General features: G+C 59.2%; 9 protein-coding genes. 4 read left to right on the top strand and 5 right to left on the bottom strand.

Annotation, left to right across the window (positions count from 1 at the left end; genetic code table 11):
- Nucleotides 1-42 precede the first annotated feature (42 nt).
- From OHL18_RS08945 to OHL18_RS08960, 4 genes are all read left to right on the top strand, one after another.
- Nucleotides 43-2052, top strand: coding sequence for an ArnT family glycosyltransferase (locus OHL18_RS08945; protein ID WP_263374460.1), 2010 nt, complete (start codon nt 43-45; stop codon nt 2050-2052).
- A gap of 41 nt (nt 2053-2093) precedes the next feature.
- Nucleotides 2094-3278 (top strand): glycosyltransferase family 2 protein, encoded by a 1185-nt coding sequence (locus tag OHL18_RS08950; protein ID WP_263374461.1) that lies wholly within the window; start codon nt 2094-2096, stop codon nt 3276-3278.
- Between the two features lie 172 nt (nt 3279-3450).
- On the top strand, nt 3451-4548 hold the full coding sequence (locus OHL18_RS08955; RefSeq protein ID WP_263374462.1) for a glycoside hydrolase family 88/105 protein: 1098 nt from the start codon (nt 3451-3453) through the stop codon (nt 4546-4548).
- Between the two features lie 71 nt (nt 4549-4619).
- Entirely contained in the window at nt 4620-5756 is a 1137-nt protein-coding gene (locus tag OHL18_RS08960) for a DUF4861 domain-containing protein (RefSeq protein ID WP_263374463.1), read from the top strand.
- A 113-nt stretch (nt 5757-5869) separates the two neighbouring features.
- Here OHL18_RS08960 and OHL18_RS08965 read toward each other — a convergent pair whose 3' ends face one another.
- The 5 genes from OHL18_RS08965 to OHL18_RS08985 form a co-directional block, all read right to left on the bottom strand.
- The gene (locus OHL18_RS08965; protein WP_263374464.1) at nt 5870-8242 is read right to left on the bottom strand and encodes a GH92 family glycosyl hydrolase; all 2373 of its coding nucleotides are present in this window, start codon (nt 8240-8242) and stop codon (nt 5870-5872) included.
- A 22-nt stretch (nt 8243-8264) separates the two neighbouring features.
- The gene (locus tag OHL18_RS08970) at nt 8265-9149 is read right to left on the bottom strand and encodes a sugar phosphate isomerase/epimerase family protein (protein WP_263374465.1); all 885 of its coding nucleotides are present in this window, start codon (nt 9147-9149) and stop codon (nt 8265-8267) included.
- 10 nt (nt 9150-9159) lie between these two features.
- Complete coding sequence (locus OHL18_RS08975) at nt 9160-10734, bottom strand: GMC oxidoreductase (protein ID WP_263374466.1); 1575 nt, start codon at nt 10732-10734, stop codon at nt 9160-9162.
- A gap of 30 nt (nt 10735-10764) precedes the next feature.
- Nucleotides 10765-11466 carry a gluconate 2-dehydrogenase subunit 3 family protein gene (locus OHL18_RS08980; RefSeq protein WP_263374467.1) on the bottom strand — a complete coding sequence of 234 codons (702 nt, stop codon included), beginning with the start codon at nt 11464-11466 and terminating at the stop codon, nt 10765-10767.
- 170 nt (nt 11467-11636) lie between these two features.
- A complete protein-coding gene (locus tag OHL18_RS08985; protein ID WP_263374468.1) occupies nt 11637-12977 on the bottom strand; it encodes a DUF1501 domain-containing protein in 1341 nt (446 codons plus the stop codon).
- Nucleotide 12978 lies beyond the last annotated feature (1 nt).

Consider the following 12978-nt stretch of genomic DNA (forward strand, 5'->3'; position numbering starts at 1 on the left):
AAGAATCATGCCGGTCCTGAAGATTGCAGCACTGGAGGAAGTGTGCCCGCCATTCTTGTCGTTCTTGCATGCGCCTTGCTTGCGCTGGGCTTCATTCGGCGCGGTTCCGGACTTCGACAGGCATTAATCTACTCAAGCATTCCTCTCTCGATCTTTATTGTCTTTTCAACGGAGACGTTGAGCGTCTTCCATGCTCTGACAAGGACGTCCATTCCAGTGATCTGGGTCGTCTTCGCGGGGGGCGGGTTTCTGTTCTCCCGAGTGCCTCAGACAGACCACTCTGCTCACTTCGAACCTCTGAAGGTCTGGCGTGATCTCGATCAATCGGAGCGTTGGATGTTGGGCGCGCTCACGCTGATCGCAGGCCTTGTCGGCCTGACCGCTCTGCTGAGTGCACCGAACACCTGGGACGCTATGGAGTACCACATGCCCCGCGTGGTGGAGTGGATCAGCAATCGCGGCGTCCAGTTGTATCCCACCATCGACCATCAGCAACTGTCGATGCCTCCTTTCTCTGAGTACGCGATCCTTCACCTTCAACTCCTCTTTGGTTCCGACCGGCTGGCCAACATGGTACAGTGGCTTGCTTATGTCGGCTGCATGTTGGTAGCCTCGCTGATCGCTGCTGAACTCGGCGGTAACAGGCGAGTCCAGATCCTGGCTGCGGTCATCAGCGGCACCATCGAGACGGGTATCCTCGGTGCCTCCGGAACGAAGAACGACTACACCCTCTCTTACTGGGTCGCCACTGCCGTTCTGCTCCTTCTGCAATGGAAACGGCAGCAAAGCTGGGCACTCACTCTGGCTATCGCTTCTGCGCTTTCACTGTCTGTGTTTTCAAAAGGAACGGGCTATGCATTCCTGCCGCCGCTCGTCCTCTTCTGCTTCTTCATGTGGAGTTGGAAGGCGCAGAAGACGTTTCTGCTCCGACTTCCTATCCTCGCGCTGATCTGCGTGATGGTCAGTGGGCCTCTGTGGGCTAGGAACCACGAGTTCAGCGGATCGATCCTCGGTCCGCCGTTCTTTGATGGTGCCGGACCTGACGAAGGAAGAATGTACGGTAACCGGCACCTTACTCCGACGCGTTCGGCGGCGAATGTTCTCCGAAATATCGCTTTGAACCTTGCGGTTCCGGTCGGCAAGGTCAACGCCATCACGACGAAAGTCTTCTCCATCGCAATTCACGCTTTGGGTGTGGAACCGAGCGACCCATCGCAATTGGTCCTCGCTCAGAGCGGCTATCTTCCCCCCTTCAACATCGAATTCCGGCCGTTCAGCGAAACCCAGGCTAGCAATCAACTGCACTTCATTCTGCTGATTGCTGCGGGAGTGCTCTGTCTGTGGAAGCGGAAGCAGTTCAGCCGGGACACGCTTCTCTTTGCCTTCGGGATCGCTGGCGGCTTCGTCCTGTATGCGATCCTGCTGCGATGGTCTCCCTGGAATGCGAGATACCAGCTACCCGTCTTCGTCCTCGGCGCGTCATTTTCTGCGCTGGTTCTGGTGCGCATCACGCCCCGGTGGACATCTGCCATCGCGGCATGCCTGCTGCTTCTCGGAGTTGCTCTATCGGTCAAGAACTCCTCGCGGCCGCTGGTCGACCGTCAGTACAGCTTGATCACCTCGCCGCGGGAACGGACTTACTTCTTCGACCATCACTGGGACTCGGCGGACTCCTTCATCCAGGCGGCCAGGGCCGCTAGCGGTAAGTCGTGCAACTCGATTGGCATCGACGCCAATGAGAATCACTTCGAGTACCCGATGATGGCGCTGCTCAACCGCGACGGCCGGCAGCGAAGCATCAGCTACGTTGGCGTTCACAATTCGACGATCGCCTACAAGCATCCCGCGCAAGTCGCCCCCTGCACGGTGGTGTGTCTAAGCTGTGCCCTAAGGCCGGAGCAAGGAACCTACCAGAAGCAGTTCAAGAGTATGGAGACCTTCGGCGACATTCTTGTCTTCAGCGACCCAATCCCCAGCGACGCCGTGAATGCAGTGAGCGCCCTCTATCCAATTCTCGCTGTAACGCAAAAGGCGCAGCCGTTTCATCCATAGGCTGAACTAACATTCCCTGTAGTCCGTCAGGCGAAGAGGCAATGACCGAAGATCCAGAGGTTCCATCTCAGAACACAAGCGGCGGCGTTCTCACCATCGTCATGCCGTGTCTGAACGAGGCGGAGACGCTTGCCATCTGTGTGCAGAGTTCTCTGCGTGCGCTGCGTGAAAACGGCATCCCGGGCGAGGTAATTGTGGCCGATAACGGCAGCACGGACGGCTCACAGGCCATCGCCGTCGAGAACGGCGCGCGCGTTGTTCCGGTGCCAGTCCGAGGCTATGGAGCCGCATTGACTGCGGGGATCAAGGCGGCCAATACTCCGTACGTGTTGATGATCGATGCGGATGACAGCTATAACTTCAGTCACGCTCCTCGATTTCTCGCTGAACTTGAAAAGGGAGCGGGCCTGGTCATGGGAAACCGGTTTCGCGGCGGCATTGAACCCGGCGCCATGCCTTTCCTCCATAAGTATCTTGGGAACCCGGTTCTGAGCCTCATTGGAAGGATCTTCTTTCCTTCGCCGGCGCGTGACTTCCACTGCGGCATTCGCGCCTTCTCAAAAGAAGCCTTTGAGCAGATGGACCTGCACACGACGGGTATGGAGTTCGCCAGCGAGATGGTGGTTAAGGCATCGCTGCTCGGCATCCCGATCGCGGAAGTTCCGACAACGCTGAAACCAGATGGCAGAAGCCGCGCACCTCATCTGCGTACATGGCCGGATGGCTGGAGGCATCTCCGCTTCCTGATGATGTACAGCCCGCGTTGGCTCTTCCTCTACCCCGGCTTGCTGCTTACTTTCCTGGGGCTCGCGGGAACGATCTGGCTGTTGCCCCATGCTCGGACGGTGGGTGAGGTGCGTTTTGATGTCAACACCCTCGTCTACGCTACCGCTTGTCTCCTGCTCGGCTACCACACCGTCTTCTTCGCGGTCAGCGCTAAGGTCTTCGCTGTGACCACGGGTCTGCTTCCAGAGAACCCCGAGTTCTCGCGCTGGTTCCGTCTCATCAAACTCGAAACCGGTCTCGTCGTCGGGGGGCTGACATTCATCATCAGTCTGCTCGCGGCTGTCTGGGCCGTCGCTTACTGGGAGCACTCTGGTTATGGTCCGCTCCACGTGGAACAGATGCTCCGCATTACTCTGCCCTCGGCGACAGGAATGGTCTTTGGCCTGGAGACCTGTTTCGCCAGCTTCTTCCTCAGCATGATGGGGCTACGGCGGCGATAGCATAGCCGCCTTGCGTCTATCGCTGTACGGTGTGCATCATGGTTCTGCAATCGCGCTCCGCTGATGAAGTGGCAAACTTTCGCGCGACCAGGGATTCGTGCCGGCCATGTTGAGAATTTCGAAACGCAGGATTGCAGTTCTTCTTACCCTTTGCACAATGCTTTCAGCGTTTGTGAGCGTCTCCGTATCTGGACAATCGGTCAAGGAGGTTCCGGCAGGAGACGCCCCGGTCGATCCGGGACCGCTTGCCACGGAAATCTCAGGTTCCGTGAAGCCGGCGGCAGTCAAAGCGGCGATGCGGAAGGTTGCGGATTGGCAGACGGCGAGAATTGCAAATCTCCCCAGCCAGGACTGGACCTTCGCCACTCTTTACGTTGGGTTGCTCGCGGCGTCCGATACCCTGAAAAACCCGGTCTACGCCGACGCTGTGAAGAAGGTTGCAGAGCACTACGACTGGACTCTCGGCCCTCGCGAGTCGCATGCGGACGATCAGGCCATCGGGCAGTCGTACTTGAAGCTCTATGAAGAGCAGCCGGATCCGATTCGTATCGCGACTCTGAAGAAGCAGTTCGATAAGTTGAGGGTGACGCCGGACGAACCAGGCAAGCCAGTCTGGTGGTGGTGCGATGCACTGTTTATGGCGCCCCCGGTGTGGACAGGGCTCGCGGCGGCAACCCATGACCCACGCTATCTCGACTACATGGACCATGAGTGGCACGTCACTTCAGACCTTTTGTGGGACAAGGAGGAGCGGCTCTTCTTTCGCGATGCAACCTACTTCGACAAGCGCGAAAAGACTGGCCACAAGATCTTCTGGTCGCGCGGGAATGGCTGGGTAATGGGAGGGCTGGCGCAAGTCCTGGAGCGTATGCCCGAAAAGGACCCTCGCCGCGCCTTCTATGTAAAGAGGTTGCAGGAGATGGCAGACTCAGTCGCAGCGCTTCAGTCGAAAGACGGTCTGTGGCGGCCGGGCCTGCTCGACCCCGGGGACTATCCGTTGCCCGAGGTGTCGGGCTCGGCATTCTTCGTCTACGCGCTTAGCTGGGGAATCAACCATCAGGTACTCGACGCGAAACGCTTTCGTCCTGTCGTGGAGAAAGGCTGGGCGGGCCTCGTCGCGCATATCTACAAGGATGGGAGGCTCGGCTGCATCCAGCCCATCGGCGCTGCGCCGGGAGCTTATACGGCGGGATCCAGCTATGTATTTGGAACCGGAGCGTTCCTTTTGGCGGGCTCCGAAGTAAGCAAGATGAAAGCAGTTTCTAAGTGATCGCAGGTAAGATCTGTTGTGCTCTGCTGCTTACAGCTCTAGCTGTCTCATGCGAGGCAGAGCAGGGGATCGTGGTCGAGATTAGAAATCCGACTCCGGTGGCGAGGCGCAGTGAGGTTGTAGAACTGCCGCTGGCCGACATATCGCGTCGGCTGCATGTGGCCATCGGCACCCCACTCGTGGCTCGCGTTCATGGCCTCAACGAAGAGCTTCCAACCCAGATATACGCTTCGGAAGTCGATGGCAGGCCAGACCAGTTGCTGGTTCTGGTCGACCTGTCTCCGGCCCAGAGAACGAAGCTTGATATCGATGCGGTGCCCGAAGCTCCGAAGTTCGAGCCGAGGGTGCAGGGCCGGCTGGTTCCTGAGCGGATGGATGACTTTGCCTGGGAGAACGATCTGGTCGCGTACCGCGTATACGGACCCGCGCTGCAGGCGACGGGCGAGATCGCCTCAGGGATCGATGTGTGGTCGAAGCGCGTGCCGGACTTCATCACGAAGAGCTGGTATAAGCGCGATCGCGAGGGTGCCCGCACCCACAACCCGGAGCTCTCGTATCACCGGGACAACGGGCAGGGGTTGGACTCTTACGAGGTGGGCAGCTCACGCGGATGCGGCGGAACCGCGGCTTACGTCAACGGTGTTTTTTATTCTTCGAAGAACTTCACCTCGGCGAGAATATTGGCGAGCGGCCCAATCCGGTTGGACTTCCTGCTCGAATACGATCCTTGGAGTGTGGGCGGAGGGACCGTCCGCGAACTGAAGCGAATCACGCTTGATGCGGGTTCGAGGCTGAACCGAATGCGATCGACCTTTCGCTTCGAGGGCGCAGTGAATGACAGTACAACGGTGACCGTGGCCGCCGGCATAGCGATGCACAAGGATGCAACTCTGCATCAGCCGGGATCGGCGATCGCGTCGGTGTGGGACACGCCTCAGCTTGCCAGTGCTGGGCGAATCGGAACTGCGCTGGTGGTGCCGTCTAATGAGAAAGCCCGCTTCACATCCTTGCCCATTCAGGGCAACGTCGCCGGGAACGCCTTCTTCCTCTTCGACATCAAGAGCGGCGAGACCATCGACTACTACGCGGGGAGCGCCTGGTCGCAAGGTGGAACGCCCACCCAGGGTGATTTCGATCGGGACCTGAAACAGAAAAAGATACGTTTGGATCAGACGGTAACTTATCGATGGATCGGGGCGCGGAAGTAATGAGCTGATGGCCGCATCGAGAGACAGATACCAATCAGGTCGGCGGCAAGGTAACTGATCCGAGCATAGCCTCTTCCTCACCAGTGATCTCAGCCTTTGTCACAAAATTGCCATTACTGTTTCGACATGGAGAACGGCATCTCCAGGGGTTCTCGTGACCAGGTCGCCTCCGCTTTCGGACTCATCACGAAGCGCACTTCGCCGCCAGCCAGCAACTCCTCGTGCCGAAGATACATGCGCGCCAGAGGCTTACCATTTAAGGTGACGGACTGGATATATGCATTCTGATCGCTCAGGCCGTCGGCAACGATGTGAAGCTTCTTTCCATTTGGAAGATGAAGCGTAGCTTCGCTGACGAACGGCCTCCCGATCACGTACTCATTCGAGCTAGGCGCAACCGGATAGAACCCCAGCGACGTAAAGATAAGCCACGCCGACATCTGCCCAAGATCGTCATTTCCCACCAGGCCATCGGGAGCGGGACGATACTGGGATTCCACGATATGCCGCAGCCTCTCCTGTGTACGCATGGGTTCGCCGGCATAGTCGTACAGATAGGCCAGGTGATGGCTCGGCTCGTTCCCGTGGATATACTGGCCGATCATGCCGCTGATGTCTTCCACAGCGGCGTAGTCCTTCATATCAATCTTCGCGTCGAACATGGCATCGAGCTTTGCCACCAGCTTCTGCTTGCCTCCGAGCAGATCGATCAAGCCCTGAACGTCCTGCGGCTGATACCAGGAGTATTGCCACGCATTGCCCTCGGTAAAGCCGCTTCCGCTGCCTGCTTTCGCCGGATCGAAGGGCACGCGGTACGTGCCGCTGGCAAGACGCGGCTCCACGAAACCATCCTTCACATTGAAATTGTTCCGCCAGTTCCCGGCGCGAAGCGCAAACTCAGACGCCACGTCCGGCCTCTTCATCGCATCGGCCATGCGGGCGATCGTCCAGTCATCGAAGGCATACTCCATGGTCTTCGACGCGGCCTCGTCGTCATGATCAACCGGCACGTAGCCGAGCTTCATGTAGCTACCCAGGCTCCCGTAGGGAGCGTACGTTGCGCTCGCCACCATCGCCTTCAACGCCTGATCGGCATCGAAGCCGCGGATCCCCTTCATGTAGGCATCCGCGATCTCGGGCACAGCGTGGTAGCCGATCATGCACCATGTCTCAAGGCCCTGCTCCTGCCAGATCGGCAGGACGCCGAAGGGGCTGTACTTTTGCGATGCCAGCATCGAGTTGACAAGGTCACTAGTGCGCTCCTGCGGCTCGAGCAGCGTCATCAGCGGCTGCTCTGCACGGTAGGTGTCCCACAGGCTAAGGTTCGAGACGAAGTGGAAGCCATCGGCATGATGGACCTGGTTGTCCGGAGCGCGATAGCTGCCGTCCACATCCATGCTGAGATTGGGCGACATCATGGCGTGATAGAGCGCGGTGTAAAGGTTCTTGCGAACGTCCGCAGATGCGGAGAGATCGATTGTGCCAAGCTTAGCCGCCCACATCGAAGTGGCAGCGGCATGAACAGCGTCGAAGTCGAACCCCGGCACCTCGGCGTTCATGTTGGCGATAGCGCCCTCCTCGCTCACCGAGGACAAGGCGACCTTGAGGACCAGCGGGGAGCTACCTGGCTCGAAGTCGAAGACCGCAATCAAACCGCGACCCTCAACGGCCTGCGTATCTTCGGGTGAAGTCCCCGGCGTCTTGAAGCCCTTGTACTCCACCGGCAGAGGTTCGCGGTCGTACAAGCTGTGCCGCAGCAAAGGTTGCGAGAAGCGCATCGCGAAATAGAGCTGCCTGCCTGGGGCCCATCCACGGGTCTCGCGCATGCCGGTTACAGTACCGTCCTCGCGTACGCGAAGCCGAGACCACAGCACTTTGCCCGGATAGTTATAGATGGAGGATCGCAGGTCCATCAGAAGATGTGCGGGTTTGCCAGAGGGGAAGGTGTATCGATGCACTCCTACTCGCGCCGTCGCCGTGAGCTCTGCGTGAACGCCATAGTCCTGCAGATCGACCGCGTAGTAGCCCGGCTCGGCATGCTCCTGCTTATGACTGAAGCGCGAGCCATATCCGGACATGGGCTTCTCTACGTCGCCGGGTTCAAGCCGCACCTCGCCGGAGATGGGCTGAACTAAGAAGTCGCCCAGATCAGAGTGGCCGCTGCCCGAAAAGTGAGTATGCGAAAAGCCGAGGATCGTGGAGTCCTCGTAGCGATAGCCCGACGCCCACTTGTAGCTCTGCTTGAAGGGGCGGATCTGCGTATCCGGCGAGAGCTGGACCATCCCGAAGGGAAGCGTTGCTCCGGGAAATGTGTGCCCCTCAGGCCCGGTGCCGATGAAGGGATCGACCGCGGCAAGGCGATCCATCGATGCGGCGTTGGTCTGAGCTCCGGCAGGCAGAGGACTCCACGCCAAAGTAGTCAGCAGGATAGCGATTGAAGCCAGACGGAGTGGGCCGATGAGAGCGGAGGACTGCCTAATCTTCATGTCCTCTATTATGTCTGAGCGCTCAGCCTTTGAACGCGCGAAGATAGTCGGCGTCGACCTTGAGCGATTCCTTCCACGGCATCGTGAAGGCTTCCTGCTCCACAAACGCATACTCGATGTGCTGAGACCGCGCAGCTTCCGCGAAGATCGGGTGGTAGTCCACGCTGCCGCGCCCAAGCTCCGTCACCTTGGCGTCATGCGACTCCGGCGACGGCTTTCCCGTGAGAACAAAGTCCTTCACATGCAGCATCGAGATGCGATGCGGATTGGCCTTCATCAGCTCGATCGGATTCATCCCAGCAACAGAAGCCCAGCCGCAGTCAAGCTCGAAAGTCACTTTCTTAGGATCGGCAAGACGCAGCAACTCAAAGTAAGGAACCTTCCCATCGATAGCTGCAAACTCCCCAACGTGATTGTGATATCCGAAGCGAATCCCCCTGGATTCAAGCTTCGAACCCATCTCGTTGAACTGATCGGCCATGTAATGCCAATCATCAAGCGTCATCGGCTGCGAAGCTGTCGACGGATCACGATGACCAGGACTGGCGCAGATGATGAACTTTACACCCAGCTGCTTATCGTAGTCCGCAACCTCATCGAACCGCGTGTGCAGATCGTTGAAGCCGTGATGTGCGCTCACGCAGCGCAGGCCCGTATTGTCGAGCGCCGCGCGCACTTCGGCAGCACTCATTTTCGGCAGGGCAGCAGCCTCGACCACGGTAAAGCCCGCCGCACTCACGCCCGCCAGCGCGCCTGCGAAGTCCTCGCGCATCTGGTCCCGCACCGAGTAAAGCTGGATGGCCAGCGGCAGACCCAGCGGATTCGCCATGGCGATGCCACGGCCCAAACTCATAGCTGCAACCGAAGCAGCACCACCAACAAACGTCCTGCGCGAGATAGCCTTCACTTCATCTCCTCTAAATGCTTTGGGTTGCCAGTTGATCAGCCAGATACTCGGAGGCGCGCATCGAGAGCGCCAGGATCGTCATCGTTGGGTTCTGCCAGCCAGCGCTTACAAAGCTTGCGCCATCCACTACGAACAGGTTCTTGTGGTCGTGACTTTGGCACCACTTGTTTAGCACACTCGTCTTTGCGTTGTCGCCCATGCGGCAGGTGCCCACTTCGTGGATGCTGTAGCCAGGCGGATTGGGAACATGGTTGCTCGACAGGACCTCGAAGCCCGCTGCTTCGGCAACGGCCTTGCTTACCTCCACCGCGTCCTTCGCCATCCTGAACTCGTTGTCGGTATACTTCGTCTCGATACGCAGGACGGGGATGCCCCATGAGTCCTGCTGTTGCGGATCGATGCGCACATGGTTCTCGTGGCGTCCAAGCACCTCGCCCATCATGCTGACGTAGAACGCACTGCCGTGGTACTCCGCAAGCTTCTGCTGCAGTGCAGCCCCGTAGGCCGTGAAGTTCCGTGGATCCAGAGCTCCCGTGCTGCTGGTGACGTTCAATGCATAGCCGCGCAGGAAGCCATCGTGCTTCTTGTCGATGTTGCGAAAGCGGGGCACGATCGCACTGCCGCCCATCACCGGACGTCCACCCTTGCCGTTCCGCCCCTCCGGCACCGAGCACACAATGCCGGGGCCGTAGACCTGGTCCATCAAGTACCGGCCCATCACGCCACTCGAGTTGCCCAGATTCGAATTCATCAATAGCCGCGTGCTCTCAAGCGTGCCTGCGGCCAGAACCACCACGCGCGCTTTGACGTGCATCTCCCGGCGAGAGAGGCGATCGACAAAATGACAACCATCCGGCCGGCCGGTATTTTTGTCCACCGTAATCTGGCGGACGACCGCATTGGCAATCGAGGTCAGCTTGCCGGTCCGTTCAGCATCGGGAAGAAGGAGGTTCACCGAGCTCGCCAACCCATCGCGCCCCTGTGCCCGGCGCTGCTTGCAGAAGGGCATCTCGTAAGTCTTTCCAGACTTGACGAAACGATGCATCGACTCGGACCACGGATCGTTGTCGCCAGCGATGAAGTTTCCATTGGGCATCTGCGGCGGGCCATCCTGTGCTCCCGAGACCTGAAAGATCTCCTCTACCCGCGAGTAATAAGGAGCAAGGTCAGCAAGGCCGATGGGCCAGTCTTCACCAAATCCATCGTGCGATTTTCCCTTGAACTCAAAGTCGCTCAGCCGGAACGACTGCCGCGACCAGAAGAGCGATCTGCCGCCGAAAAGCCGCACCCGAACCCAGTTGTAAGGGTTTGCGGGATCGAAGGTATACGGAACCTCCTGCTCATCGACCCATACATTCGCATTGAACTCATTAGCCTGAAAGACATGCTCTAGGCGGCCCGGCGGCCTGAAGCCGCGATGCGGCAGTTCGTATGCAGGCTTGCGTTGCGCGTCGCGTGCCACATCTGCCACCGGCCCGGCGTTGAGCATCAGGCAGTTTGCGCCCTTCTCCGTAAGTACCTTCGCAGCCATACCTCCAGCGTGCCCGGAACCCACGATCAACACATCGAATATCTTCTCTGTCATTTTTTGATTGCTCAGCTTGGCTCCGTTGCCTCAACGCGGATAGGAGGGCATCCCTTCCGCAGCCTTTGCCGCCGCCGTGACATGCATGGGCCTTTCGTGGCGATAAGCTATCTCCGGCTCAATGGGCGACCAGTACAGGCCACCTGTTACCCAATCCTGTCCAGCAGCCACACTCGCGTCGTCCCATTGCTTGGAGTTGACCGTCGCAGTGCGTATGTCCTCGTGCGCGATATTGATGAAGTCGGCATGCGTCTCGGTTGGAGGATGGTCAGACATCCACGCTCGCAACCACGGCTCGATCAGCGTATCCGCCTGTGCGCTATCCAGCTTTGCGAACGGAAGCCGATACTTCGCTCTCGCCTCTGCGTCCAGCCAATCGAGACCTTCGCGATAGAGCTTCTTGCGAGCGTCTGGCGAAGCCCCGACCAGGTAGTCCAGAAAGACCGGCGTTCCCGCATCGGACGCGCCTGGCTTGCCTGCCAGCGGAGGCAGCAGCAGATCACATAGCCGGATGAGACTGGCCATTTGCACGGGAGAGAAAAAGCTTGCTTCAGCCGTCGCGACTGCGTCCCCTGCCTCGACGACCGGCAACGGTGTCCGCGGATTCAGGCCGAGCGTCCAAGGCACAGGTGCCGGAGGCGGCGGGGCAGGATTCGCTGCCTGCTGCCCAAAAAACGCTCTTGGCGCAACTCCCGCTAGGACAGCAGTTCGGACGAAATCACGGCGCAGCACGAGTCCTCCTCAAACAGCAAAAGACTACACTCCCGCGCAGACCAGCGTCCAATGGACCGGCCAGCACAAGCTTCGCTACCGGTTTTGGTTCAAGCCTCGTGGCTGAGAAGGCTCCGCTTGATCAGGCCCAGTATGTATCTCCGAAGCCCGCCGCGTTCGAGAGAAGCTATTTAGATAAAGCCGAGATTGCTCGTGGCGAAGCTACCGATGTTAGGGAAGATGGTAGGCAACTGTGAGGCGCTGACGCCAAACCATTGTGCGAGAGTGGCGGCATACTGGGCGGAACCGGTGGTCGGCACCCAGCGGCCGTTGGAGCCTGAATCGTCAGGACCCGCGAGGGCGAGGGTCGGGAACGTTCCATACATCTGACCACCTTTGACAGCGCCGCCAAGGACGATGTGGTGAGAGCCCCAGGCGTGGTCTGTGCCGGTGTTGGAGTTCGGCTGGAAGGTGCGGCTGAAGTCGGACATCGTGAACGTGGTGACGTTGGAGGCGACGTTCAACTCCTGTGTCGCCTGGTAGAAGGCGGCGAGGGCAGGGCTGATCTGGGCAAGCAAGCCGTTCTGCAGGGTGAGCTGGTCAGAGTGGGTGTCGAAGTTGCCGATACCGGCAAAGAATATCTGGCGGTTCACCCCAAGGGCCGATCGGACCTGAATAATCTGAGCGATCTGTTGAAGCTGTGCGGCGAGGCCGTTGTTCGTTGGGAAGGCGGTCTGCAACGGTGCGACGGACTGAGTGGCAGCGGTCAGAATCTTCGCGTATTTGTAGGCGTTCGTCGTGATCGAGTCGTCCGCCTGGATGAGGCTGAGCCCGGAGTCGAAGGTAAGCAGTGCCTGGGCGGTCGCTAGCTGAGCGCCGCACTCGGTGGTCCCCTCGGAGCAGCTCGCGCCGCTGACATTACCCGGGCTTACCGAAACCGGAGTGGACGATTGACCGTTGCAGAAGAGGGTATCCCCGGCGACAGAGGTGATCATCGGAATCGTGGCGTTGGAGTTGTAGCTGGCTGCGAGAGTGTCGGCGATGCGTCCTGCCCAGCCGGTTGGCGTCGCTCCGCTGGCGGCCGCATTCTGCCACTCCAGCTGCTGGTCAGGATGCGAGAAGAGATTGGAGGGCAGCGACTGATTGGCCATGAACTGGGCCCGGGTGGTGGGCTCGACCAGTGTGCCAACGTTGGCGACGATCGCAGCGTTCTTGTTATTGAAGAGTGTTGCGATGTCAGGGAGGTTGGGGTTGAGGGCGAAGTTGGGGAGCGGGCCTAGCTGAAGAAGCTGGTTCTGCGCGATGGCAAGCGGGCCACGGATCGAGGAGTAGTTGTTATAGCCGGCAGTGTCAAAGGGGACGAACGTGTTGTTCGCATCGTTGCCGCCATAGAGGAAGACGCAAACGAGTGCCTTGTAGTCCGGAGCGGATTGAGCAAGCGCGTTGAGCGTGCCAAAGGGACGCATTCCAGCCGCGCTGCCTGCAGCGGCAAGTGAAGCACATCGTATGAAGCTACGGCGATTGACGGGCATT

The sequence above is a fragment of the Granulicella aggregans genome (assembly GCF_025685565.1).
Taxonomy (GTDB): domain Bacteria; phylum Acidobacteriota; class Terriglobia; order Terriglobales; family Acidobacteriaceae; genus Edaphobacter; species Edaphobacter aggregans_B.